This window comes from Phocicoccus schoeneichii, from assembly GCF_014635565.1.
GTDB lineage: Bacteria > Bacillota > Bacilli > Staphylococcales > Salinicoccaceae > Phocicoccus > Phocicoccus schoeneichii.
On record NZ_BMDB01000001.1, the window covers coordinates 596,077 to 621,577 of the forward strand.

Consider the following 25,501-nt stretch of genomic DNA (forward strand, 5'->3'; position numbering starts at 1 on the left):
TCACCTACATTATGAATTGTGGGTCAACATCGATTCTAAGTGAGACACCACTCTTTTTATATGCTACATAATATCTTTGGTCTAGTTGTTCCAATATTTCTAACAACGCTGGTTCATGTCTATATTTGAGTAAAATTTGGAATCGAAACTTATTTTTGATGCGCTCAATCGGACTTGGACTTGGCCCGATTACGATTGACTGGTTTGAAATATGCTCAAGTAACTTTGTACTCACGTCGTGTGATGCTTTCACACAATGATTGAAGTTCTCACTTGTAATCGTGAATAGGACATGAAAATAATACGGAGAATATCGTGCAATCTTTCTGTATTCCATTTCTTTTTTATAAAAATCAATATATCGATTCATTTGTGCGTCTAATATTGCGTAATGATCAGGGTTATACGTTTGAAAAATAACTTCTCCTGTTTTATCTCCACGACCCGCTCGACCTGCAACTTGTGTCAGCAACTGGAACGTCCGTTCATTTGCTCTAAAGTCAGGTATGTTTAGAGTCGTATCAGCATTCAACACTCCAACAAGCGTGACATTTGGAAAGTCAAGCCCCTTCGCAATCATCTGAGTCCCAAGTAATATTGGAATATTATCCTCTACAAAGTGTGAGAGCAGTGTTTCATGCATCCCTTTATTTCTTGTTGTGTCAATATCCATACGGACAACTTCCGTGTTGAACATATCACGGAGTATTTCTTCAACCTTTTCAGTCCCAGAACCTCTAAATGTCACCGCGGTGCTTTGACATTCTGGACATTTATTTGGTACAGGTGTCTCAAACGCACAGTAGTGACACATCAGTGTACCATTTGACTTATGATACGTGAGTGAAATATCACAGTTCGGACACATCGGTACATGCCCACAATCTTGGCACAGTAAGAAATGTGCATACCCTCTTCTATTTAGAAGGAGAATAATCTGCTCATTCTTTTCGATGCGTTCTATGATTTTCTCTCTCAAAATATCTGAGACAATCGAAATATTCCCTTCTTGTCTAGATAAAGCCATGTCCACAATCGTCGTTTCAGGTAAAGGCTGTGCTTTCGCCCGATGTTTTAGTTCAAGTCTTTTATAGACCCCTTTTTCACTTCTTGCATAAGACTCTAAACTAGGTGTTGCACTCCCTAATATCAGTGGACAATTGAAGTACGCTGCACGCCAAAGGGCGACTTGTCTGGCATCATATAAAGGACGTTCTCCTTGCTTATACGTGGACTCGTGTTCTTCATCGATGATTATGATACCGATATTTTTAAATGGCGCAAAAATACTGCTTCTTGCACCAATCGCGATGCTCGCACGACCTTCTTTGATTTTTCGCCACTCATCATACTTCTCACCATGAGAAAGTGCGGAGTGGAGTACCGCAACATCATCACCAAATCTCGCTTTGAAGCGGTGCACCATCTGAGGTGTAAGTGCAATTTCAGGAACTAGCATAATCGCTTCTTTTCCTTTATTTAATGCATGCTCAATCGTTTCAAGATAAACTTCTGTCTTACCGCTTCCTGTAATTCCGTGAAGTAGAAACGTCTCCTGTCTATTTTCGATCATTGCATCTTTTATTTTATTATATGCGATCTGCTGTTCATCATTTAACGTATGTCTTTCAGATTCAAAAAATACACGTGTATCATATGGATCTCGGTCTACGATCACGTCAACACGTTCAACAAGCCCTTTGACTTCTAGTGCATCAACAAGTTGAACCGAGTAACCAGCGTCCCTAATTCTGAGTAATGTAATCGGTGCGTCTTCACTCTCGATCCATTCGAGTAATTCTCTTTGTTTTACTGCACGTTCACTCGGCATATTGCCCGTATATAGACTTCTCACAGCACGATTTGTTTTCTTTTTTGTATGTTGCGCAATAATCGTTTCTTCTATTAATTCTTTAGATTTCATGAAAGGGACGATTTTTTTGAGTTCATCTTTGTCTAAATTTCTAACAATGACTTCGTTATTCTTTTGAAGTTCATTAAATAGTACAGTCGCCTCATTACCTGCGTGTTCACTCAATTTAAGTATCGTTTTAGATTTCGTTTTGAGCGCGACTGGAAGAATTGCCTCAATCACAGAGATTTGTCTATCCACGTAATATGAAGCGATTTTTTTCGAAAGCTGTATCAGTTCTTCAGTGAGAACTGGAGTTCCATCCATAATCCTATTGATTTCTTTAACTTTAGAAACATCAATGTCTGCAGTCTCTTTTATCTCAATAACAAACCCTTGTATATCTCTATTTCCAAAAGGGATAAACACACGATGCCCCACACGTATCGTGTCGACTAAAGAATCTGGAATCTTGTATGTGAAAAGTCTATCGACTGAATTGCTCGATACCGATACGATGACTGAAGCAAACATGTTTACTCTATCCTTTCAATTACAGTTTCAAGAATCATTTCTGCGATACTTTCTTTCTTAGATTTCGGAATTTTTAAGTCATCGCCTTCTTTAAATATCATCATGACTTCATTATCATCACTATTCATTCCGATATCTTTACGCGACACATCGTTCATTACGATACAGTCTGCGTTTTTACGTTTCAACTTCTCACGTGCATAGCGTTCGACATCATGCGTTTCTGCTGCAAACCCAACAATATACATCTGATCATTGTTATGACCAACATAGTCTAAAATATCCGTTGTTTCTTTTAAGTCTATTCTTAAATGTTCTTGTGTTTTATCTTTTTTCATTTTATTGTTACTAACAACTAATGGTGTGTAATCACTCACCGCCGCTGAAAAAATCCCGATATCCGCATCCATATGCTCTTTTACTGCTTGGTACATATCATCAGTAGACACGACATCTATGACTGTAATGCCTTCTGGTTTTTCAAGATTTACCGGACCGCTAACTAAAGTGACATCTGCCCCTAATTTCTTCGCAACCTTTGCTAAACTATACCCCATTTTGCCACTCGATACGTTTGTGATATAACGAATTGGATCGAGCTTCTCACGTGTTGGACCTGCCGTGATGAGTACCTTTTTACCAGTGAGTCGGTTTTTATCTTTATCAGTAGGTTCTGTTTCATCTAACTCATTTAAGATAAAATTCATATACTCGATAATTGAAGCGGTATCTGCCAAGCGACCTTTCGCTATATATCCACATGCCAGGAATCCAACTTCACTATCTAAGAAGTGATAACCAATTGATTTTAAGTACTCAATATTTTTTTGAACAGGTGGTTGCTCTAGCATGTGAACATTCATTGCAGGTGCGATGATAATTGGCTTTTTAGTTGCAGCAAGAACGTTTAATAACATATTGTCGTAAATACCATTCGCAAGCTTACCAATTGTGTTGGCTGTTGCTGGAACCACGAGGATGATGTCTGCCCATTCACCGATGTTGATATGAGCGATTACACTCGGATCTTCCTCTTTGAACGTGTCAGTGTATACGTGATTTCTACTAATTGCTTGGAACGCTAAGGGCGTTACGAATTCTAACGTATTATCTGTTAGAACAACACGTACGCTATGACCACTTTGGATTAATTTACTTGTTAAGTCGATTGCTTTATAACTCGCAATGCCTCCAGTAACACCAATGACTATATTCGCCATTTTGTTCACCCCTATATCAAGAAAAGCTGACAAAAGTACTTTGTCAGCTTAGTTAGTTTTAATTACCTTATGTTTTGCAATTTCTTCTAATGCTCTTCCTACGTTTTTAACAGATTTGTAAGGACCAAATACTGCATAATCCGGATGGTCTTGTAACTCACGTGCACGTTTAGCTGCCATAGTTACGATCATATATTTTGAATCTACGTTTGATTTTAATTCGTGAAGTGCTGGGTATAACATTAATTGTCTGCCTCCAATAATAATTTTCTTAAAGTACGCTCTACTCTTGAACGTCTTAAATGACTTGCTTCAACAATACTGTGTATTTTTCTGCACGCTTCATCAACAGAATCGTTGATCACAACATAGTCATATAAGTTCATAAGTTCAAGTTCGCGCTTTGCTTCTTGTATTCTATAGTTGATGACTTCTTGAGAGTCAGTGCCACGACCAATAAGACGATCTTTCAAATGTGCAATGGACGGTGGTGCAAGGAAAATAAATAGAGCTTCAGGGAATTTGTCCCTCACTTGTTTAGCACCTTCAACTTCGATTTCTAAGAATACATCGTGACCTTTTTCTAAAGTTTCACGGACGAAATCCACAGGTGTACCGTAGTAATTTCCAACATATTCCGCATATTCTATAAACTTGTCTTGTTCTATTAACGCTTCAAACTCTTCATGTGACTTAAAGAAATAGTCAACACCGTCGACTTCACCCTCGCGTTTTTTTCTAGTTGTCATCGAAATTGAGTATTTAAAGTCTGTATCTGGATTATCAAAAACCGCTTTTCTTACAGTGCCTTTACCTACGCCTGATGGGCCAGATAGCACAATGAGTAAACCTTTATCAAGAGTCATTTCAAGAAACCTTTCAAAATTGTGATTATCTAATAATGTACCATAAATTAGACTTAAATTCATCTCATATTTTTATAATAGTATCATCCCATGTTAGAATAAGTATATTAATTAATTCGGAGGAATGACACATGGCACTAGATGGTAACTTTGTACATGAGTTAGTAGATGAACTTTCGTCACTCATCGGCGGAAGAGTGAACCGTGTACATCAAATTGATGATATGACAGTCACGATAAGAATTAGAAGTAACAGAGTAAATCATCAGTTACTGATTAGTGCACATCCTACTTATTCACGCTTTCATATCACACATGAAAAATATGAAACACCTTTCGATCCACCAATGTTCTTACGCATGCTGCGTCGTGACATCGAAGGTGGCTTCTTAAATAAGATCGAACAGATTGGAAACGATCGTCGTATTCACTTACACTTCAATAATATTGATGAGATTGGCGATCCTATTGAACGTGTCTTAATCCTAGAAATTATGGGTCGTCATTCAAATATTATTTTGACAGATGACGAAAATAAAATTATTTATGCGATTAAACATCTGACACCTAATAATAACGAGCGTACGGTGATGCCCGGGTTTACGTATACTGCACCGCCTACTCTGAAGAAGTTGAACCCAAGAACAGCAGAACTCGACGAATTGCCTAAGTTTATCGATTTTAATAGTGGCAAGGTTGGTAAGCAGATTCTGAAGCATGTCGAAGGTGTGAGTCCATTATTCATTAGTGAAGTTGAAAACCGCACTAAATATTTTAAGCCGGATAACGTAGTTCTCGCTATTCGTGAGACGCTTGAAGCTCTTGAGCGAGAACCTGTTTTATATCATGACGAAAAAGAGAATTATTATTACGCACCACTTTCTATTTTTGAAGATAAAGGGATTGAAAAAACAACGTATAAGACACTTTCAGAGTTGCTTGATGATTTTTATCATAATAGATACGTGCATGCGCGTGTGAAACAGCAAGCACAAGATTATTATCATGTAGTATCGCAAAATATTGCGAAGACGAAGCGTAAACTTGATAATTTAGCTGTGGATTTAGAAGAATCAAAGTCAATGGATGAATACCAGAAATACGGTGAGTTGCTCACTGCGTATATGCATCAGCTGAAACCGTATAGTGAATCCGCGAAAGTGTTTGACTATTACACGAACGAGGAAGTTGAGATTCCTTTGAAGAAGAATCTGTCACCTGCTGAAAATTCACAACGTTACTACTCGCTTTATAATAAGATGAAAAACAGACAAAATGAAGCCGTGAAGCAGATTGAAATCGCAGAGAATGATCTCGAGTATTTCGAGAATTTATTACACCAAATGGAGTCCATCACTACAAGTGATGAGGTTGAAGAAATTCGCGAAGAACTGATGGAACAAGGTGTAATTAAATATAAGAAAACCAATAGGAAAAAGAAGAAAACAGGCGTTACTCTAAGTGAATATAAAACGTCGAACAGATTGCGTGTCTTAGTTGGGAAAAATAATAAGCAAAATGATTATTTAACAAATCGACATGCTCAAAATAACCACCTTTGGTTCCATGTTAAAGATATGCCAGGATCTCACGTCGTGATTACGCATACGGAAAATGAAATTAAAGAAAGTGATATTCGTGAAGCGGCGAAGATTGCGGCATACTTTTCTAAAGGAAAACAGTCAGAATCCGTGCCAGTAGATTACACTTTAATTAAACATGTGAAAAATATTCCAGGAACAAAACCTGGATTTGTCACATATACAAATCAAAGTACAGTTTTTGTAACACCAGATGAAGTGACAGTCAAAAAATTAGAAGTAAAGTCTCCTTAAATTTTAGGGAGACTTTTTTATACAACAAAAAATGTGATTTACTTTTTTTAGAGTGAAATTTTATTAAAAGTTTGTGGGTTTTTATCTGAAACATTTGTGTAAAAGTTGGCCGTGTGATTTACTCATGGTGAAAGGACTGAAGAAAATAGAAAATCCATTAAAACCTGACTTATTAGCTGTCTTGGAACACTTGAATTCTCGCAAAAGTTTACCTGAAATCGAGACTTTGAATTATGAACGTCAGAGTCAGGGCTATATCGGTGAAGATAAAATCCGTAGGTTGTTGTTAGAGCATCTGGATGTGAAGCCGCTTGCGCTTTTTGATTTTAGATTTATGGCGAATAATGATGAATGCCAGATTGACTGTTTGTTGTTATTTCAGAATGAGTGTGTGTTGATTGAGGTAAAAAATTATTCTGGAGAGTATGTGTATCGCGACGCAGAAATATTTTTTAATGGGAGTATGAAGCGGCTATATTCACAACCGTTCCCGCAGGTCGCGCGCGCGAAAGTATTGTTAGGTGATCTGTTTAGATTACTCGGGATTCGTATAAACATTTCTGAGAAGATTGTGTTTATCAATGACAAATTTTACCTGTATGAGGTACCTGGGAATTTACCGGTTTTTTATAATGCGACTTTGGACAGATTTTTAAGAGAATTGAATGACAAACGCTGTGATCTCAGTGACTATCATTTTAAAATTGCAGCGAAATTGAAATCTGTGCGATTGAAGAATTCAGTATATGAAAGAATCCCCGAATATGAATATGACACAATTCAAAAAGGGATTCCTTGTGTGAATTGTAGTAATTGGATGACGAAATTAACCGATAAAAGCAGGAAACATCTAGTATGCGCGTCTTGTGACAAACTAGAAACTATCGACGACGCTATTCTCCGCATGGTTCGAGAATATAATTTACTATTTAAAGATAGGAAGATCACTTCAGCTGCAATTTATGATTGGACTAACAGTATAATTTCTCAAAAAGTAATTAGAAATATTCTTATTAAACATCTCAATCCTGTTGGTACAACTAGGGATAGGCACTATATCATATGATTCATACGATAAATACAGATTACTAAAATTACCGTCCATATCGGACTCATATTCGTACGATAAAATCAGCTTCCTGAAATTATCATCCATATCGGACTCATATTCGTACGGTAAAATCAGATTCCTGAAACTATCGGCCATATCAACTTCATATTCGTCAGATAAAAACAGCTACCTGAAACTATCGGCCATATCGGACTCGTATTCGTGCGATAAAATCAGATTCCTGAAATTACCGTCCATATCGGAATCATATTCGTACGATAAAATCAGCTTCCTGAAACTATCGGCCATATCGGACTTCATATTCATACGATAAAATCAGATTCCTGAATCTATCGGCCATATCAACTTCATATTCGTACGATAAATACAGATTCCTGAAACTATCGGCCATATCGGACTCATATTCGTACGATAAATACAGCTTCTTGAAACTATCGGCCATATCGGATTCACATTCGTACGATAAATACAGATTCCTGAAACTATCGGCCATATCGGAATCCAATTCGTACGATAAATACAGATTACTGAAACTATCGGCCATATCGGACTCCAATTCGTACAATAAAAACAACTTCTAAAAATTATCGTCCATATATTACAAACTTATACAGTTAAAATCCAACAAAAAAATCCTCGTGTATTCGTAAGCCTATTATTAACTCCAACGAATTCGGGGATTTTTGTTTTTATCTTCTAATTATTATAAACTGTCGCGGAATTCTTTTACGGTTGTGACCTGTTCTTTTGTGAGAGCGTCCGACTTCTCGCTCTCTTCTAGTAACTCATCTAAGTTTGTGAGTGTGTGATATTCTAACAACTCTGCGCCAAAGTTTTCTTTCAATTTCGCGAGTTCATAGCTGAAAATTGCGCTGACTCCAAGGACTTCGGCACCACTCTCTTTCAGTGCATTCACTGCTTTCAACGAACTCCCGCCAGTTGATAAAAGATCCTCAATTACTACAACCTTTTTGCCGTCAACTTCGCATCCTTCAATCTGCTTACCAGCACCGTGTGCCTTTTTTTCACCGCGCACATATACCATTGGCAGTGCCATTTCTTGCGCAATAAAAGCAGCATGCGGAATTCCCGCGGTTGCTGTTCCAGCGATGACTTCTACGTCAGAGAAATTTTCTTTAATACTCGCCACAAATGCCTCTACGATTTGTTCGCGCTTTTCTGGGAATCCAATTGTCTTCCTATTATCACAATAGATTGGCGATTTTATTCCACTCGCCCATGTGAATTTTTCGTCTGTGTTTATCTTTACTGCACCGATGTTTAAAAGTATTTCTGAAATTGACTTACTCATTATGACCCTCCCAAAGTGATTTGATGTGATGGTATGCCTCAACTGGATTGTGACTCTGCGTGATTGGACGACCAACAACGATGTAGTTAGAACCGAGTTCACGCGCATGTTCTGGAGTTACGATGCGCACTTGGTCGTCATTTCTATTTTCGCTAAGTCTAATTCCTGGCGTCACTGTTACAAAGTCTTCGCCAATTTTTTCGTGAATTAACGGACTTTCTAATGGAGATGAAACCACGCCATCTAGCCCCGCTTCTTTCGTAAGCGCTGCTAAATTTAAGACTGATTCCTCTAAAGAAATCTCGGATCTCAATTCATTCTTCACCATGTTTTCATTTGTACTTGTAAGTTCTGTCACTGCAATACAAATGCCCTCTGGGTTATGTTCTTTGAATGCTAAATTCGCGCGACGCATCATTTCGCTACCGCCTCTTGCATGAACGTTCACCATTTGGACGTCCAGTTTTCCAAGACCTGCCATTGTTCTTGCCACAGTGTTTGGAATGTCATGTAACTTTAAATCTAAGAATAAATCATGTCCCATAGCGCGAAGTTCCTTGATTACGTTTCTACCTTCTAGCATGTATAATTCCATCCCCACTTTTACATAGAGAGATTCGTCAAACTGACTTAAAAATTTCTGTACTTCGTCGAATGTATTAAAGTCGAGTGCAATAATTGGTTTTGTCATAATGTCCTCCAGAGCTCTTATTTAAACAAATGCGCGACCTTTCAAATCGCTTAAATGTGCAATATTATTTTTTTCGAGGTATTCATCAAGTCCCTTAATTAGTTTCGGACAAATCATCGGATCTGTGAAATTCATTGTTCCGATTGCAACAGCATCCGCACCTACGGAGATAAAATCAATGATATCTTCGACAGTGGCGATACCGCCCATCGCGATAATAGGAATTTCAGGTAATGCTTTTCTCACTTGATACACCATGTTAATGGCAACCGGCTTAATTGCAGGACCGCTCAGTCCTCCAGTCAAGTTCGCTAAAATTGGCTTACCAAAATTATCGAGACGCATTCCAACTAACGTGTTAATCATCGTGATGCCGTCCGCATATGCTGCTACCGCTTCAGCCATCTCAACGATTGACGTCACGTTTGGAGATAATTTCACGTAAACTGGTACTTCTGAAACTTCTTTCACACGTCTCGTGAGTTCTTTAGCAACTTCAGGATCTGTACCAAACTGAATACCGCCTTCTTTAACATTCGGACAGCTGATGTTTAATTCTAGTGCTTTCACGACTGGTGACTTCGAGATTTCTTTAGAAACTTCAACATAATCTTCAATCGTATATCCTGCAACGTTTGCGATAATTGGCGTATCAAATTGCTCTAAAAATTTCAGTTCGTGATTTAATATATGTTCGAGTCCAGGATTTTGTAATCCAATTGCGTTCAACATCCCACTTGACGTCTCAGCAACTCGCGGAGTTGCGTTTCCCTTTCTCTCTTCAAGTGTCGTTGCTTTTATCATAATTGCGCCAAGTTCATTTAGATCATAAAAGTCCGAGAATTCTTGTCCAAAGCTAAAGCATCCTGATGCCGGCATGACTGGATTTTTTAACTCTAGTCCAGGAAGAGATATATTCATGTTATTTTTACTCAAAGCACAATCTCTCCTTTTTCAAATACTGGACCTTCCGTGCATAACTTCACTTGTGTGCCATCTGTTTTCTGACACACACATGCGTAACATGCACCAAATCCACATCCCATACGCTCTTCTAGTGAGATAAACCCAGGAATCGGTAATGTATTATCTAGTACGCTTAACATAATTTTAGGACCACATGCATAAAATTTATCGTAATCACTCATGTTTAATGTATCTAAAACATGCGTTACGAATCCTTTAGCACCATATGATCCATCTTCTGTTACGATATAGGTTTTACCGTATGTATTAAATTCTTCTTCGTAAAAAACATCTTTTTTTGATCTAAACCCAAGCACATGAGTGGTCTTAACACCTCTATCATTAAACTGTTTCGCAAGTTCTAATAATGGAGGAACACCTATCCCACCACCAACGATTAGCACATGATCTAAATCTTCAATCGTATATCCTCTGCCAAGTGGCACGAGACAATCGACAAAGTCTCCAGCTTCTAATTTAGCCATCTCTTTTGTCCCGCTGCCCTCTGCACGATAGACAATCGTAAAGAAATGCTTGTCTTTATCGATTTCAGAAATAGAGATTGGTCGACGAAGCACATGCTCCGTCTTGTTCCCAACTCTCACGTGTACAAATTGACCCGGTGACTTTAATTCTTTTTTGATAAAATTATCGTCTGAATCTTTGATATTCATTTTATAGATATTATCCGCAATCATTTCTTGCGACAACACTTCTAATACATAATTCACAGAACGCACCTCTTATTTTTGATACACACATTTACCGTCAACAATCGTCATAAAGATATCTGAATCTAGCGTCTCGCCAATGAATGGTGAGTTCGATGCTTTAGATACAAAATCATCTTTAGTGATCGTAACTTTATCGTCTAAATCAATGACCGTAATGTCAGCATTTTTACCGACTTCAAGTGTTCCAGCGTCTAAGTTAAATACGTCACATGGCTTTTTCGTCATCCACTCAATGACTTGTTCAAGTGTGAACACACCTGTTTTAACAAGTTTCGTATAGACGAGTTGGAATGCATGCTCAATGCCTACAATTCCAAATGGTGCTTTTTCAACACCTTGTCCTTTTTCATCTTCATGGTGTGGTGCATGGTCAGTTGCGATAAAATCAATCGTACCGTCAAGTAGACCTTCGATTAATGCTTCTCTATCATCACTCCCACGTAGTGGCGGGTTCATTTTAAAGTTTGGATCGAGCTCTGTAAAGTCTGTTTCATCTAATACTAGGTGATGTGGCGTCACTTCTGCTGTTACTTTAATGCCTGCACGTTTCGCATCTCTGATCACTCGAACTGACTCTTTTGTCGATACGTGACATACGTGATAGTGGCAGTTTGCTGCTTCAGCAAGTAGAACGTCACGCGCAATTTGTGTAGATTCTGCTAGACTAGGAATCCCTTGTACACCAAGTCTTTCGCTAACGTCACCTTCGTGAACTGCTCCACCATGCGCGAGTGAGTTGTCCTCAGTGTGAGCAACAATTGCCTTATCGAGTTCAGCTGCACGCTTCATCGCGTCATACATCGTTTTTGCTGTTTGGACACCCACTCCGTCATCCGTGAATGCGAACGCACCGTGTTCTTTTAGCCCTTCAAAGTCAACAAGCGTATCTCCCTTTAGTCCTTCTGTGATTGATACATAAGGCAGAACTTTAATTACTGCTGTATCTTCAATGATTTTGTTTACTCGATCTAATTTCTCAACATTGTCAATGATTGGATTTGTGTTTGGCATTGGGCACACAAGCGTAAATCCGCCACGTGCTGCTGCCTTTGATCCTGACTCGATTGTTTCCTTGTGCTCAAATCCTGGCTCTCTGAAGTGTACATGTACATCCACAAGCCCTGGAGTTACAAGTTTTCCTTTAAGGTCAATGACTTCTCCATCATATTCAATGTCAGTGTCAATCTTCTCGATTTTTTTATCTTTAATTAAAATATCTGTTTCTATAAAAGAATTATCTTGCCATAACTTTGCTTTTCTTAAGAGCACGTTCTTCATCTCCTTGGATAAGTTGTTCTAAAATACTCATTCTAATAAACACACCGTTTGCCATTTGTTCGAAGATTACGCTCTTATCACCTTCAACACATACGTCAGTAATTTCTACACCACGGTTCATTGGTGCTGGGTGCATGAGGATTGCATCATCTTTCATGCGTGCCACTCTTTTTTCATTGATACCGTATTTTTCGTTGTACTCTTCATTTGTCATCGACATCTTTCTGTCGTGACGTTCGTTTTGCACGCGTAGCATCATGACTACGTCACATACTTCAACCGCTTCATCGAGTTCCATGTAAGGAACGTCAATCGTATCGTCTTGATATTCTTTTGGTCCTGAGAAGTATACTTCAGCACCCATTTTTTGTAATGCAGTCGCGTTTGATTTTGCGACACGTGAATGAATGATGTCACCAACAATCACTACTTTAAGACCGTGAATTCGACCGTGGTGTTCATACATTGTCATCATGTCGAGTAATGATTGAGATGGGTGTGACCCACTTCCGTCACCACCATTGATGATTGGGATATTGATATTTTCTAATTGCTCGTAATATTTTACGTCAGGGTGTCTAATAACGAGTGCATCTGCACCGATTGCTTCTAATGTTTTGCATGTATCGTAGAGAGATTCTCCCTTTTGAACTGCGGACTGAGAGACTTCAAATGGAATTGCGTGAATACCTAATTTGTATTCCGCCATCTCGAAACTTGATTTCGTTCTAGTCGACGTTTCAAAGAATAAGTTTACAATCGTTTTATCTGATGAGAACTTGTTGTAGTCACCTTTTTTGATTTCTTGTGCTCTTGAAATGATTTCGTAAATTTCTTTTGGGCTAACGTCTTCCATTGATAATAAGTTTTTCATTATTCATTCTCCCCTTTAGGTAAGATTAGATTTAATACAATTCCGATGAATGCTGCGAGTGCCATACCTTCTAAGTTAAATGGAATTTGTCCGATGACGAAGTCTAAATGTGCCTTACCTATACCGATGACTAGGATGACCGATGCGATGACTAAGTTACGCTTATTATCGAAGTCAACTTTAGCGTCAATCAGCGTTCTAAGACCGCTTGATGCGATGATACCGAACAGTAAGATGGATACCCCACCCATTACTGGACTCGGGATGCTCGTGATGACAGCTGTAAACTTACCGATAAAACCAAGGACTACCGCGATTACAGCTGCTCCACCGATGACCCAAACGCTGAATATTCTCGTGATTGCAAGTACCCCAATGTTTTCACCATAAGTCGTTGTTGGTGGTCCACCGATAACACTTGAGAACATTGTTGCTATACCATCACCTACTAAAGATCTGTGTAGTCCTGGGTCTTTGAAGAAGTTTTTGCCGACAATTTTATTTATAACTACTTGGTGGCCAATGTGCTCACTGATTGTTACGAAAACAATCGGTAACATGACTAAGAAGAGACCTAGGTTGATTTGTGGCGTGTAATCACTAAACGGGACATGCACTTCTGGTAACTGTAACCACGATGTCTCTTTGATTACTGTAAAGTCTACAATTCCGAATAGTACCGCTGTGATATATCCACCGACGATACCGATAAGAATCGGAATGAGTCCCCATACACCTTTAAAGAATATTGAACCAAGTACTGTGATACCTAGTGTGATGAGTGCAACCGTGATATACGTGATGTTGTATCCCGTCATATCGTTTGGATTTTCATACATTGCCATGTTGACTGCAACTGGTGCAAGCCCAAGTCCGATTACCATGATTACTGGACCAACTACGATTGGTGGTAGTAGCTTCATGAGCCAATCGACTCCTACGAAGCGAATGATTATTCCGATTACGACGTACACCACTCCACTGAAGAAGAGTGCTGTGAGTACTTCTCCGAGACTGTTACTCTGTAGTGCAATCGTGATTGGGAAGATAAACGCAAAGCTTGAACCTAGATATGCAGGTATCTTACCTTTAGTAATCATGATGTATAGTAGTGTACCGATACCACTCGCAATCAGTGTTGCTGAAACTGGTAATCCTGTTAAGTATGGTACGAGTACTGTTGCTCCGAACATTGCAAACAAGTGTTGGATACTGAGTAGTAATGCATCTTTTGGACGTGGTTTCTCATGTACATCAAGTTTTGGTTCAACTGTTCTTACATAAATTTCTTCCTGATCATATGCCATTTATTCCGCCTCTTCTTTCTTAAGAAATAAATACTCTTGTTTCACCATCGACTTCTTCGATATTGACACTGACGTTTTCGTCTCGTCTAGTTGGAATATTTTTACCGACATAATCTGGACGAATCGGGAGCTCTCTGTGCCCTCTATCAACGAGTACCGCGAGTGAGATTCTCTGTGGTCTCGCATATTGTAGTACTGCATCTATTGATGCACGAATTGTACGACCTGTTTGAAGTACATCATCTACTAAAACAACGTGCTTATTATTCAAGTCTGTTTCTATTTCAACACCTTGAGCATTTAAATCTCTCTTGGCATCGTCTCTGAAATGTGTGATATCGATTGTACCTTGTGGTACTTTCACGCCTTCGATGCTCTCAATCTTTTCTTGGATGCGTTCCGCTAAGAACTCACCGCGTCTTTTGATACCGAGTACGATCACATCGTCGCTTCCCTTGTATCTTTCTAAAATCTCGTGAGACATGCGCGTTAGTGCACGATTCACTCCTACTTCGTCTAAAATTGTTCGTTTTTCCAACATAATTCCTCCTTGATCATAAAAAAATACTCATGCCTAGAAGACATGAGTATAGTCGTGTGGAGCTATAGGTGTACAAGCGCACTCGTCCCCTATAACTCTATATATTCATGTCTTATTGGCCTCTCTGGACACAATTTAAAGACACATTCGTATTCAGTTATGTTCGTAAATTATATTACTCATGTATGAGCTAAAAGTCAACCTTAAACTTCAAATTCTCCTAATTCATTTAAAACTTCGGTAAATTCAACAGGTAATTCAGACTTAAACACTAAGTGCTCTTTTGTTGTTGGATGTATAAAACCAACCGTACCTGCATGTAATAACTGTCCATTTGTTTTGAACTTCGTCTTCTGACCATATTTTGGGTCTCCTACAATTGGATATCCAATATAGTTCATGTGAACACGAATTTGGTGCGTACGCCCTGTTTCTAAAACACATTCTAAAAGTGTGTAATCTTCATAGCGCTCGATTACATTAAAATGTGTAACCGCATCTTTACCGTTATCGACAACCGCCATCTCTTGACGCTCTTTAGGGTTACGACCAATTGGTGCATCAATTGTACCTTTGTTATGTGGAATCACACCATGCACTAAAGCAACATATTTTCTATCTACAGTTTTATTTTGAAGTTGTTCACTTAAATCTCTGTGCGCAACATCGTTTTTCGCAACCATTAAAAGACCACTCGTGTCTTTATCGATTCTATGAACGATACCCGGACGTAGTTCACCATTGATACCTGAAAGTGAATCGAGTTGATACATCAATCCGTTTACAAACGTTCCACTGTTATTACCAGCAGCTGGATGAACAACCATACCTTTTGGTTTGTACACAACAGCAACCGCTTCGTCTTCATAGATGATATCTAGATTTAAGTTTTCAGGTTTGATTTCTGAGTCGACGAGTTCACGTTCCAGATATTCAATCAAGTCGTCTTCTTTTATCTTATAGTTAGGCTTTACTGTATTTCCATTAACAGTAATTAACCCTTCTTTAATTCGGTTTTGAACATCTGTTCTTGAAGTATCTTCAATGATTTGGACTAAAAACTGATCCAGTCGTTTTCCAATTGCATCTTCAGTTAAATTAATTTTCATTTTTGTCCCCCTTATCAAAGAAGAAAATTTGAATCACCATTAATATAACTCCAGCTGTGAGCGATGCATCGGCAACGTTAAATATTGGAAAATCATATCCAAAAATAACTGTATCTACAAAATCAACCACTTTTTGGAAGAGTAATCTGTCGATAAAGTTCCCGATTGCACCAGCCATTAAGAGTACTAGTGATATTTGTAATAAAAGACTCGTCTTTGCTTCACGCTTATAAAACATGACAAGTACTACAATAACGAATACTGTGATGATGTAAAATAACCACATTCTTCCTTGTAGCATGCCCCATGCTGCGCCTTCGTTTCTATGTGACGTAAGATATAAAAATCCGTCTATTAAAGGAATAGACTCCCCGAGTTCCATAAATTTAACTACGAGGAGTTTAGTCACTTGATCTAAAAATATGATTGCTATTCCTAATATAGACATCGGTAAGAGTCTATAGTTTTTCATGCGTGCACCTTACATACTATCTACAACGTCACGGCAACGATCACATACGTCATCATTACCAGACACTAGATTTTTGTCTGTGACATAGTTCCAGCAACGGTTACACTTTTCACCGTCAGCATGTTCAACTTTAATCGTTGTTTTTCCGTAAGTTTCGCCATCAGTTAATTCATCAACAATTTCAGCTTGTGAAACAATGAATAATTGATTTAACTTAGTATCTACTCCGAGATCAGTCATTCCTTCTGGTAGTACGAGTGATACTTTCGCATCTAATGACTTACCAATGACTTTTTCGCTTCTAGCTACCTCTAACGCCTTATAAACGTCATCACGAACGTTCATAGCTGTTTCCCATTTCTTAAGAAGCTCTGTATCCACTTCACCTTTTTCAGGCATGTACGTTAAGTGAACACTTTCTTTATCTGTATGTGGTGTGTGGTCATAGATGTCTTCAGCTGTATGAACAAGAACTGGCGCAAGTAGCTTAGTTAAGTCAGTTAGCACTTTGTAAAGAACTGTTTGTAAACTACGACGAATGTGTGAATCTTGCTTTTCAATGTACAGAATATCCTTACCATAGTCTAAGTAGAAGTTAGATAGATCTACGTTGATGAAATTCTGTAACGCTTGATAGATTGAAAGATAATCATACGCGTCGTAACGATCTAATGTTTCATTTGTGAATTTAGTAAATACATTGTACATGTATTTATCTACATCTTCTAGGTTATCGTAAGAAATCGCGTCTGTTTTAGGATCAAAATCATTCACGTTACCTAGTAAGAATCTGAATGTGTTTCTAATTTTACGATAAACTTCAGAGACCTGCTTAAGAATATCGTCCGATACACGCACGTCTTCTTGGAAATCTGATGACATTACCCATAGTCTTAAGATGTCCGCACCCATTTGTTGCATTACTTTATTTGGATCAATGACGTTACCGATTGATTTAGACATTTTTCTGCCCTCTCCGTCCATAACGAATCCATGTGAAAGTAATTCTTTATATGGTGACACGCCACGTGACGCAACACTTGTGATGAGTGATGAGTTAAACCAACCACGATACTGGTCAGAACCTTCGAAGTAAAGATCTGCTGGGTATGTGAGGTAATCTCTATAATCTAATACACCACGGTGTGTTGAACCGGAGTCAAACCATACGTCCATGATGTCCATTTCTTTTGTGAACTCACCATTTGGTGAACCAGGATGCGTATATCCTTCTGGTAGTAATTCTTTAGCTGATTTACTGAACCAGATGTTAGATCCATGCTCCTCAAATAGATTTGCAACGTGATCTATTACTTCAACATCAACGATTTCTTCTCCATTTTCTGCGTAGAAGAATGGAAGTGGTACACCCCAAACACGTTGACGCGAAATAACCCAGTCTCCACGATTCTTAATCATATTCGTCATGCGCTCACGGTTCCACTCCACTTGGAATTTAGTACCATCTAGTGCTTCAATGATTTCTTCTCGAACTTTGTCAATTGATGCAAACCACTGTGGTGTTGCTCGGAAAATAACTGGTGTTTTTGTTCTCCAGTCATGTGGATATGAGTGATCATAGAAGTTGAGCTTAATAAGTGCGCCCGCTTCTTTAAGATCGTCCGTGATGACTTTATTTGCATCATCATAGAATAACCCTTCATACTTACCTGCTTCACTCGTAAACACACCTTTGTCATCTACTGGTGAAAGGATTTCTAATCCATATTTACGTCCAATGATATAGTCATCATCCCCGTGTCCTGGCGCTGTATGAACAAGTCCTGTACCTGCATCAGTAGTTACGTAATCTCCTAAGATTACAAGTGATGTTTTATCGAATAATGGATGTTGTGCTTTGATATATTCGAGTTCAGAACCTTTAACTTCTTTAGTTCTTGTCACTTTATCTTTGTCCCACTCTACAGATTCTAAGAAACTGTCTAGTAAATCTTCAACAATGACATATTCACTACCATCATAGTTAAATTGAACGTAGTTTAAGTCAGGATGAACCGCAATACCTTCGTTTGCTGGAAGCGTCCAAGGTGTTGTTGTCCAAATCACAAGTTTTACGTCATTATCTAATACACCTTTACCATCCATAACTTTGAATGATACAAAGATTGATGGTGAACGTTTATCTTTATATTCAAGTTCCGCTTCCGCAAGTGAAGATTCAGAAACTGGAGACCAGTATACTGGCTTTTTACCTCTGTAAATAAGATCTTTCGCAACCATATCACGAAGTACTCTGACTTGTTGTGCTTCGAATTCTGGTTTATATGTGAGGTAGGGATCATCCCAAATTCCATCAACACCCATACGTTTAAAGCCATCGCGTTGGATATCGATTTGGGAGTTTGCGAATTCGATACACTTGTCTCTGAATTCAGCAACCGTCATTTTGTTTCTGTCTACACCTTTGTTTGTGAGTGCTTGTTCAATTGGCAGACCATGTGTGTCCCAACCTGGAACGTAAGGTGTATAGAACCCTCGCATCTGCTTGTTTCTGTTGATGAAGTCTTTGATGATTTTGTTTAAGGCATGCCCAACGTGTAATGCACCATTTGCATATGGTGGTCCGTCATGTAATACATATGGTGTATTACCTTCGTTTAATTCTAATTTTTTGTTGTATAGATTCATCTCAGCCCAACGTTTTTGCATTTCAGGCTCTTTAGTTGTTAAGCCACCACGCATTTTAAATGCAGTTTTAGGCATTAACAAAGTGTCTTTATAATCCATGAATGATCCTCCAATTATTTCGTTCTTTTTAAACTATTAAAAAAAGCGAGCGTATGTCAAAATAGGGACGGAAAACCGCGGTACCACCCTATTTGACGTTAATACGCCCACTTTATCTATCATTTAATATAATTTTTTGTTCAGGATTAGTGATATCAATTTGACGATTTTCTAGAGCTCACACCGTCCTCTAGTCGCTATTTAAAAGAGCGTCAATTGCATGTCTAATACTAATATTATGCGAAAATTTAGTTCAATAGTCAACTACTAAACATTCTCTACATATACTTTTACAGAAATTCGATACTTTCCTTTTCTCGTTTCATGCACGAGTTCATTTACAATAAATCGGCCAAATCCCCGTACAGAAACGATGTCACCAATCTCAATATTTAACGCAGGGTTCGTGACAAGCGAGTGATTGACTTTTACTTTTTCTTTTTCAACTCTTGCTTTAGATTTTGCCCGACCTTCTTTTAGTACTTCACTCACAATCGTATCAATTCTGTAAGATGAAGCCACAATTGTCATGTTGTGTGTTTCGATATTCCCTTGAATCATCTCTTCAGATGGTATTTCAACGAGTTTAATCGGTGCATTCTTGATTCGAGTGAGTTCCATTTTTATATAATCTTTTAAATTTGAATCTATCGCAAATTGAATGCTTTCACCAAATACAATATCTCCTAATTTTGAACGTTCAAATCCAAGAGACATCATGGCACCTAATATATTTCTGTGAGATAAATTTACGAACTTTTCAGGATAGTCGATTTTATAAGTTGTGATTTGAAATACGTCTAACTTGATTGGAATGAGACTAGGATAAATGACAGCTCTCATGCGTTCTCTGTCTTCACTGTTCCCACCACCATAATATTCGACAGTAAGGTCTTCGAAGTGACCACTAATATTATTTACGATTACGCGCTCTCTCGGATCTAAAAAATCGAGCAGCACTGGATAGTAGTCACGTTCAGCGATTTCAAATTTCGAATAAATCTCTATTATTTTTTCTTTTTCTTCTGGTCTAAAATGCTGAAATATAGTTTCCATATTTACTCCTATAAAAAAACATAGAGAACAACTTGTCTCTATGTTAATAGTCCATTTATAATTGTAGCAAAAATTGAGCGCATTCCATAGTTAAACAACTGTAAAACTATGATAAATACAAGTGGTGAAAGGTCGAGCATTCCGCCTAGTGGAGGAATAATGCGTCTAAACGGTTCTAGTAATGGTTCATAAACACGTCCTAAAATTTCACCAAATCTAGATTCTCTAAGTCCAGGAACCCAGCTTGATAATATATATATAATAAATCCCCATGAAAATATTGGGTACAGAATAGCATATATATCAAATATTGTTGCAACAATTCTTGCGATTTGCATATTATCCAATTTAAATCTCCTTACGCGTTGTCAGAATCAGAAATTTCTCCTTCTACGCCAACTGAATTTGGTGTGCATAGAAAAATATCTGTTCCTACACGCTTAATATCTCCGTCAAGCGCATATACTGTACCACTTAAAAAGTCGATGATACGTTTTTTAGCATCTCTGTCTAAACGTGTTAAGTTTACAAGCGCTGTTTGATCGTTCTTTAATTCATCCGCAATATCTTGAGTTTCAGCAAAAACATACGGTTCAAATAGGCATACTTTAGAATTGATTCCACTCATTTTATTATTCCCACCAAGCACTTGTTTTTTCTCTTCTGTTACTTTAGGTTTAGACTGTTGTCTCATTTCTCTTTGTGGACGTTCTCGTTTTTTAGTAGTCTCGGTAAAGTTTACAGAAGTCACTTTATCAGAATCATGAACTTTTTTAGTGCCTACTTCATTCATTTCTTCGGATTCAACAACGAATAAGTCTTTAATCATTTTTCTAATTGCCATATTTAGTCACCTATCTTCCCATCAATTTACTTCCAATGCGAACGAAAGTTGCACCTTCTTCTACGGCAATTTTATAATCATTACTCATGCCCATACTGAGTTCAGTAATAGAAGGATACGTTTCGGATAGTTCATCACGTAATTCACGTAGCGTTTTAAAGCAGTTACGTATTTCGTCTTCATTATCTGTTTCAGGTGCCATTGTCATTAATCCAATGACCTTAACTTTAGAATATTTTTCTAAAGTTTCTAAAAAATCTTTTACTGCAGAAGGTTCTAAACCATGTTTTGTTTCTTCACCAGAAACATTTACTTGTATAAAACATTTTACCTCATGTTGGGCATATTGTTCAATACGTTTGGCTATTGATTTCCTTTCTAGACTGTGAAGATAGTGTAAATCATCGATGACGTCTTTTACTTTTCTAGATTGTAGTGTTCCGATAAAATGCATTTCACCGTCTCTAGGAATCACTTCGCGCTTTTCCATGAATCCTTCGATTCTGTTTTCACCGAAGTTACGCACTCCAGCTTCATATGCTTCTAATGATTCCTCTGTCGAATGATATTTCGTAACAGCAATCACCGTTACGTCTTCTCCAATTTCATTTAAAATTTGATCATAATTTTCTTTAATCATTTAGATCTCCTTCCAATAAATCCGAGTGCACGGCCAGTGTTTCCTTTTTCTAATCGATATGAGAAAAATTCATCCATTTCTGTGCCATAGTGTGTGACATGTATTTGTGACTCATCTAATCCAAAATCAATTGCTTGTTTACGGTTGATTTCTTTTAAATCAAGCAAGTATTTATCACCATATATATCGATTGCACTACTAGGTATATCCCAAGTGCCATCGACGACATTACTATCAACTTCATAGCTGTTTTTATTGATTGCTACACCTATAACAACACGTAAATCTTTGATATTTCCTTTGTACACTCTAAGTAACTCTTTTAGAACTTCTAATTTTGTACCCTGCCATCCTGCATGTGCGACACCAATAAAACTATCACTCGTACTGTAGATAAAAATAGGCGTACAGTCTGCATAGTTCATACCTAAAAGAATATCTTTCTCATACGTATACATCGCATCCACATTCATGAGTTCGTCACTAAGTGTCTTAACATTCGTACCTTTATCTTTTGATGTTACTTCTACGACTCTATTGCTATGACGCTGATTTGGAATGATCCAATTTTCCGTTTGAAAATCTAATTCTTTTGCCAAAATCTCTTGGTGTTTATGTACATTGTTTAAATCATCATTTATATACAGTGCCATGTTGAATGCATCTTTAGGATAGTCGCTAAACCCATATAGACGTTTTGTATAACCAAAACATAAGTCTCTATTATTTACACCAACAAAATGTTTATAATCTTGTAACATAATAGTCCTCCTATATAAATAAACGGAGATATTGAAATCAATATCTCCGTGAGTACTTTAAATAAGATTATCTTCTACGGTTACGTCTACCGCGAATGAATGATGGAACGTCTGTATCGTTCTTTTCTTCGCGACGTACTCTTGGTTCTTCATCAAATGATGGTCTAGAAGTTTCAAAGTTATTCTCATCAACAACTTCACGCTCTTCGAACGTTTGGCGTGGTTGTGGTGTGCGCTCAACTTGTGCTGGACGTACTGTTTCTCTAGCTACTGATTTTTCGTTAAAACCAGTTGCAATCACAGTGATGATGATTTCATCTTCAAGCTCTGGGTTAATAACCGTACCAAAGATCATGTTTACATCTTCGTCTGCAGCATCTTGTACGATGTCTGCTGCTTCTTGTGCTTCAAATAGAGATAAGTTTTCCCCACCTGTGATGTTCATTAGGACACCTTGTGCACCAACGATAGATACTTCAAGTAATGGGCTTGAAATAGCTTTTTTAGCAGCATCAACTGCACGGTTTTCACCAGATGAAACACCGATTCCCATTAATGCAGAACCTTTGTCAGTCATAATTGTTTTAACGTCTGCGAAGTCAAGGTTTACTTCACCACTTACTGCGATTAAGTCAGAGATACCTTGAACCCCTTGGCGTAATACGTTATCCGCTTCTTTAAATGCTTCCATCATAGGTGTAGATTTATCAACAATATCGAGTAAGCGATCGTTAGGAATTACAATTAAAGTATCTACTGCTGCTTTCATTTGTTCAACACCAGCAGCTGCTTGTGTTTGACGTTTTCTACCTTCGAATGAGAATGGGCGTGTAACAACTCCTACTGTTAATGCACCCATCTCTTTTGCAATTTTAGCAACTACAGGAGCTGCACCAGTACCAGTACCGCCACCCATACCAGCAGTAACGAACACCATGTCCGCACCTTGGATTGCGTCTTCGATTTGTTCACGTGACTCTTCAGCTGCTTTTTTACCGATTTCAGGGTTTGCACCTGCTCCAAGTCCACGTGTTAATTTTTCACCTATCTGAATTTTTGATTCAGCTTTAGATAAGTTAAGCGCTTGTCCATCTGTGTTAATTGCAATAAATTCAACGTTTTGCATACCCTCATCAATCATTCGGTTTACGGCGTTGTTCCCACCGCCACCTACACCAATAACTTTAAGAGTTGCTTGATGGTTAAACCCAGTTTCAAATTCCAACATCTAATCATTTCCTCCCAATATACTTACTCGAATAGATTCTTAAATACTTTTTTCATGAAGCTCGTTTTATCGGACTTCTTCTCTTTAGGCGCTTCGTCAACGTAGTTAACATCTTCATCAGACTCATCTGGTTCGATTTCAACGTCTTCCTCAACGTATCGTGCCTCTTCGTTGTTGTATGGTTCTTCGTAAGAGATTTCTTCTTTTTCTTCATCATCATTTGTTTTAATGTTCGCGTTCTTTTCTTTGCGTTCTTTAAACAGTGATGAGAAGAAAGAACCATCTGTTGTTTCGACGATTTCCTCGTCTTCATCTATGTCTTCATAGACGTTAGCATGATTATCAATTGTAACATAATCTAAAAGTTCATCAAATAAAATACCACTCTCGATTGTTGCAATTGCGCTTGTGAATTCAGGTTTTCTTGCACCCATTTGGCTCGGAATATGAATTCTCACTTTTTCCGATACGATGTCTTGTACAAGATCCTTAATTCCACGTAAGTTTGCTGTACCTCCAGTGATGACGAAACCGCCATTCACTTTCGTAATTCCATTTTCTGCTAAATCTTCAAAGATTTCCATAAATATATCTTCTGTTACGACTTCAATCACGTCAGCAAGTGTTTTTGCACTTACCTCAATGTCACCATCTTTACTGTTTTGCGGTAATGTCACTTTTTCAGTGTCACTCGCTTTTTCATAAAATGCATGACCATATTGTTCTTTTGCACGATTTGCAAAGTGATAATCAGTATTGAATTCTTCTGCAACAGCGTGAGAAATGTCGTTACCACCTACATCAATCACGTTTAGATAGCGGAGCGTGCCTCTTTCGTAGTATGCATATTGCGTTAAATCAGCACCGATGTCAATGACAACCGCACCGAGTTCTTTTTCTGTATCTGATAATATATGAGCATAGTTAAATCCATCTGATGTTACATCAATGATGTCGAGACCCGCTTCTTCAGCACAATTCCCCATGTTGATGAATAACGTACGGTCTACTGAAATAACTCCAGCACGTACAGTTAAACTTTCTCTTGCAAGTATTCCCTTAGGGTCTTCCACTTCATGAAGTTCGTCTACTAAAAAGGATACTGGAAATACAGTAACAATTTCTTTTTCTGATGAAATTTCTTTTAATCTAATATTTTCTAATAATTCTTCAATCAGTTCACCATCGATTTCAGTTTCTCTTCCTGTAAATCTAAGTGTTTCTGTTTCAAAAACAATATCCGAATTCGTAATCGGTACTTTTAAAAATACTTCATCGATTTCAATGTTAGATAAGAGTTCAGCTTTTTTAACTGTATCTATGATTCCACTTTTAGCGAGATCGAAGTCTCGGATCATACCTTTTGATACACCATCAGTGAAGGTTTGGCCGGTTCCAATGATGTTTACACCATCGTGAAATTTTTCTCCAACCACGACTTTTACACTCGATGACCCTATGTCAAGGGCAACATAATACTGTTCCTTCACCTGAATGCCTCCTAAATATTGATTCTTTTCACAATAGTCTAATCTATAGTTTACAGTATTTATCAATAATT

At 37.9% G+C, this 25,501-nt stretch carries 23 protein-coding genes and 1 pseudogene; 2 read left to right on the top strand and 22 right to left on the bottom strand.

Translation table 11 applies throughout. The features are described from left to right. Positions 1-4: 4 nt before the first annotated feature. The 4 genes from priA to gmk are packed head-to-tail and all read right to left on the bottom strand — an operon-like array spanning position 5 to position 4,472. On the bottom strand, positions 5-2,386 hold the full coding sequence (gene priA / locus IEU51_RS03120) for a primosomal protein N' (RefSeq protein ID WP_186086988.1): 2,382 nt from the start codon (positions 2,384-2,386) through the stop codon (positions 5-7). Between the two features lie 2 nt (positions 2,387-2,388). Beyond that, complete coding sequence (coaBC, locus tag IEU51_RS03125) at positions 2,389-3,606, bottom strand: bifunctional phosphopantothenoylcysteine decarboxylase/phosphopantothenate--cysteine ligase CoaBC (RefSeq protein WP_186086985.1); 1,218 nt, start codon at positions 3,604-3,606, stop codon at positions 2,389-2,391. A 48-nt stretch (positions 3,607-3,654) separates the two neighbouring features. Further along, positions 3,655-3,849 carry a DNA-directed RNA polymerase subunit omega gene (rpoZ, locus tag IEU51_RS03130; RefSeq protein ID WP_186086982.1) on the bottom strand — a complete coding sequence of 65 codons (195 nt, stop codon included), beginning with the start codon at positions 3,847-3,849 and terminating at the stop codon, positions 3,655-3,657. Further along, a complete protein-coding gene (gene gmk, locus IEU51_RS03135) occupies positions 3,849-4,472 on the bottom strand; it encodes a guanylate kinase (protein WP_186086979.1) in 624 nt (207 codons plus the stop codon). Before gmk ends, rpoZ begins: the two co-directional genes overlap by 1 nt. 131 nt (positions 4,473-4,603) lie before the next feature. Here gmk and IEU51_RS03140 point away from each other — a divergent pair, with 131 nt between their 5' ends. Together IEU51_RS03140 and IEU51_RS03145 are read left to right on the top strand one after the other, a co-directional pair. Next, on the top strand, positions 4,604-6,307 hold the full coding sequence (locus tag IEU51_RS03140; protein ID WP_186086976.1) for an Rqc2 family fibronectin-binding protein: 1,704 nt from the start codon (positions 4,604-4,606) through the stop codon (positions 6,305-6,307). Between the two features lie 124 nt (positions 6,308-6,431). Further along, the gene (locus IEU51_RS03145; RefSeq protein WP_188349268.1) at positions 6,432-7,373 is read left to right on the top strand and encodes a nuclease-related domain-containing protein; all 942 of its coding nucleotides are present in this window, start codon (positions 6,432-6,434) and stop codon (positions 7,371-7,373) included. A gap of 709 nt (positions 7,374-8,082) precedes the next feature. Here the strand turns inward: IEU51_RS03145 and pyrE are convergent. The 18 genes and pseudogenes from pyrE to ftsA all read right to left on the bottom strand — a co-directional run bounded on the left by pyrE (position 8,083) and on the right by ftsA (position 25,430). Continuing rightward, complete coding sequence (pyrE, locus tag IEU51_RS03150) at positions 8,083-8,691, bottom strand: orotate phosphoribosyltransferase (RefSeq protein WP_186086970.1); 609 nt, start codon at positions 8,689-8,691, stop codon at positions 8,083-8,085. Next, complete coding sequence (pyrF, locus tag IEU51_RS03155) at positions 8,684-9,385, bottom strand: orotidine-5'-phosphate decarboxylase (RefSeq protein ID WP_408634876.1); 702 nt, start codon at positions 9,383-9,385, stop codon at positions 8,684-8,686. Before pyrF ends, pyrE begins: the two co-directional genes overlap by 8 nt. A gap of 18 nt (positions 9,386-9,403) precedes the next feature. Then, on the bottom strand, positions 9,404-10,303 hold the full coding sequence (locus tag IEU51_RS03160; protein WP_186088365.1) for a dihydroorotate dehydrogenase: 900 nt from the start codon (positions 10,301-10,303) through the stop codon (positions 9,404-9,406). Between the two features lie 11 nt (positions 10,304-10,314). Beyond that, complete coding sequence (locus IEU51_RS03165; protein ID WP_186088364.1) at positions 10,315-11,046, bottom strand: dihydroorotate dehydrogenase electron transfer subunit; 732 nt, start codon at positions 11,044-11,046, stop codon at positions 10,315-10,317. A 45-nt stretch (positions 11,047-11,091) separates the two neighbouring features. Continuing rightward, a complete protein-coding gene (locus IEU51_RS03170; RefSeq protein WP_186086964.1) occupies positions 11,092-12,360 on the bottom strand; it encodes a dihydroorotase in 1,269 nt (422 codons plus the stop codon). Beyond that, a complete protein-coding gene (locus tag IEU51_RS03175; RefSeq protein ID WP_186086961.1) occupies positions 12,317-13,234 on the bottom strand; it encodes an aspartate carbamoyltransferase catalytic subunit in 918 nt (305 codons plus the stop codon). Before IEU51_RS03175 ends, IEU51_RS03170 begins: the two co-directional genes overlap by 44 nt. Then, positions 13,234-14,541 carry a solute carrier family 23 protein gene (locus IEU51_RS03180; protein ID WP_186086958.1) on the bottom strand — a complete coding sequence of 436 codons (1,308 nt, stop codon included), beginning with the start codon at positions 14,539-14,541 and terminating at the stop codon, positions 13,234-13,236. Before IEU51_RS03180 ends, IEU51_RS03175 begins: the two co-directional genes overlap by 1 nt. Before the next feature lie 19 nt (positions 14,542-14,560). Then, positions 14,561-15,079, bottom strand: a complete 519-nt coding sequence (gene pyrR / locus IEU51_RS03185) for a bifunctional pyr operon transcriptional regulator/uracil phosphoribosyltransferase PyrR (RefSeq protein ID WP_308808173.1) — start codon at positions 15,077-15,079, stop codon at positions 14,561-14,563. Between the two features lie 206 nt (positions 15,080-15,285). Continuing rightward, positions 15,286-16,191 carry an RluA family pseudouridine synthase gene (locus IEU51_RS03190; protein ID WP_186086952.1) on the bottom strand — a complete coding sequence of 302 codons (906 nt, stop codon included), beginning with the start codon at positions 16,189-16,191 and terminating at the stop codon, positions 15,286-15,288. Next, positions 16,181-16,663 carry a signal peptidase II gene (gene lspA / locus IEU51_RS03195; RefSeq protein WP_186086949.1) on the bottom strand — a complete coding sequence of 161 codons (483 nt, stop codon included), beginning with the start codon at positions 16,661-16,663 and terminating at the stop codon, positions 16,181-16,183. Before lspA ends, IEU51_RS03190 begins: the two co-directional genes overlap by 11 nt. A gap of 9 nt (positions 16,664-16,672) precedes the next feature. After that, positions 16,673-19,411 (bottom strand): isoleucine--tRNA ligase, encoded by a 2,739-nt coding sequence (gene ileS / locus IEU51_RS03200; RefSeq protein ID WP_186086946.1) that lies wholly within the window; start codon positions 19,409-19,411, stop codon positions 16,673-16,675. Positions 19,412-19,678: 267 nt separating this feature from the next. Further along, positions 19,679-20,467, bottom strand: a complete 789-nt coding sequence (locus IEU51_RS03205; protein ID WP_186086943.1) for a YlmH family RNA-binding protein — start codon at positions 20,465-20,467, stop codon at positions 19,679-19,681. Between the two features lie 38 nt (positions 20,468-20,505). Further along, positions 20,506-20,805 carry a YggT family protein gene (locus tag IEU51_RS03210; RefSeq protein ID WP_186088363.1) on the bottom strand — a complete coding sequence of 100 codons (300 nt, stop codon included), beginning with the start codon at positions 20,803-20,805 and terminating at the stop codon, positions 20,506-20,508. Positions 20,806-20,825: 20 nt separating this feature from the next. Then, positions 20,826-21,311 carry a cell division protein SepF gene (locus IEU51_RS03215; protein WP_186086940.1) on the bottom strand — a complete coding sequence of 162 codons (486 nt, stop codon included), beginning with the start codon at positions 21,309-21,311 and terminating at the stop codon, positions 20,826-20,828. A gap of 10 nt (positions 21,312-21,321) precedes the next feature. Continuing rightward, the gene (locus tag IEU51_RS03220; protein ID WP_186086937.1) at positions 21,322-21,951 is read right to left on the bottom strand and encodes a YggS family pyridoxal phosphate-dependent enzyme; all 630 of its coding nucleotides are present in this window, start codon (positions 21,949-21,951) and stop codon (positions 21,322-21,324) included. Beyond that, positions 21,948-22,712 (bottom strand): peptidoglycan editing factor PgeF, encoded by a 765-nt coding sequence (gene pgeF, locus IEU51_RS03225; protein WP_186086934.1) that lies wholly within the window; start codon positions 22,710-22,712, stop codon positions 21,948-21,950. Before pgeF ends, IEU51_RS03220 begins: the two co-directional genes overlap by 4 nt. A gap of 274 nt (positions 22,713-22,986) precedes the next feature. Further along, positions 22,987-23,940, bottom strand: a pseudogene (gene ftsZ / locus IEU51_RS03230) (cell division protein FtsZ); the annotation flags it as partial. Between the two features lie 23 nt (positions 23,941-23,963). Then, on the bottom strand, positions 23,964-25,430 hold the full coding sequence (gene ftsA, locus IEU51_RS03235) for a cell division protein FtsA (RefSeq protein ID WP_186086928.1): 1,467 nt from the start codon (positions 25,428-25,430) through the stop codon (positions 23,964-23,966). Between the last annotated feature and the right edge of the window lie 71 nt (positions 25,431-25,501).

Excerpts from the sequence above, each read along its gene's own strand:
- priA (WP_186086988.1), bottom strand. The coding sequence starts at position 2,386 with ATGTTTGCTTCAGTCATCGTATCGGTATCGAGCAATTCAGTCGATAGA.
- coaBC (WP_186086985.1), bottom strand. The coding sequence starts at position 3,606 with ATGGCGAATATAGTCATTGGTGTTACTGGAGGCATTGCGAGTTATAAA.
- rpoZ (WP_186086982.1), bottom strand. The coding sequence starts at position 3,849 with ATGTTATACCCAGCACTTCACGAATTAAAATCAAACGTAGATTCAAAA.
- gmk (WP_186086979.1), bottom strand. The coding sequence starts at position 4,472 with ATGACTCTTGATAAAGGTTTACTCATTGTGCTATCTGGCCCATCAGGC.
- IEU51_RS03140 (WP_186086976.1), top strand. The coding sequence starts at position 4,604 with ATGGCACTAGATGGTAACTTTGTACATGAGTTAGTAGATGAACTTTCG.
- IEU51_RS03145 (WP_188349268.1), top strand. The coding sequence starts at position 6,432 with ATGGTGAAAGGACTGAAGAAAATAGAAAATCCATTAAAACCTGACTTA.
- pyrE (WP_186086970.1), bottom strand. The coding sequence starts at position 8,691 with ATGAGTAAGTCAATTTCAGAAATACTTTTAAACATCGGTGCAGTAAAG.
- IEU51_RS03160 (WP_186088365.1), bottom strand. The coding sequence starts at position 10,303 with ATGAATATATCTCTTCCTGGACTAGAGTTAAAAAATCCAGTCATGCCG.
- IEU51_RS03165 (WP_186088364.1), bottom strand. The coding sequence starts at position 11,046 with ATGATTGCGGATAATATCTATAAAATGAATATCAAAGATTCAGACGAT.
- IEU51_RS03170 (WP_186086964.1), bottom strand. The coding sequence starts at position 12,360 with ATGAAGAACGTGCTCTTAAGAAAAGCAAAGTTATGGCAAGATAATTCT.
- IEU51_RS03175 (WP_186086961.1), bottom strand. The coding sequence starts at position 13,234 with ATGAAAAACTTATTATCAATGGAAGACGTTAGCCCAAAAGAAATTTAC.
- IEU51_RS03180 (WP_186086958.1), bottom strand. The coding sequence starts at position 14,541 with ATGGCATATGATCAGGAAGAAATTTATGTAAGAACAGTTGAACCAAAA.
- IEU51_RS03190 (WP_186086952.1), bottom strand. The coding sequence starts at position 16,191 with ATGAAAATTAATTTAACTGAAGATGCAATTGGAAAACGACTGGATCAG.
- lspA (WP_186086949.1), bottom strand. The coding sequence starts at position 16,663 with ATGAAAAACTATAGACTCTTACCGATGTCTATATTAGGAATAGCAATC.
- ileS (WP_186086946.1), bottom strand. The coding sequence starts at position 19,411 with ATGGATTATAAAGACACTTTGTTAATGCCTAAAACTGCATTTAAAATG.
- IEU51_RS03205 (WP_186086943.1), bottom strand. The coding sequence starts at position 20,467 with ATGGAAACTATATTTCAGCATTTTAGACCAGAAGAAAAAGAAAAAATA.
- IEU51_RS03210 (WP_186088363.1), bottom strand. The coding sequence starts at position 20,805 with ATGCAAATCGCAAGAATTGTTGCAACAATATTTGATATATATGCTATT.
- IEU51_RS03215 (WP_186086940.1), bottom strand. The coding sequence starts at position 21,311 with ATGGCAATTAGAAAAATGATTAAAGACTTATTCGTTGTTGAATCCGAA.
- IEU51_RS03220 (WP_186086937.1), bottom strand. The coding sequence starts at position 21,951 with ATGATTAAAGAAAATTATGATCAAATTTTAAATGAAATTGGAGAAGAC.
- pgeF (WP_186086934.1), bottom strand. The coding sequence starts at position 22,712 with ATGTTACAAGATTATAAACATTTTGTTGGTGTAAATAATAGAGACTTA.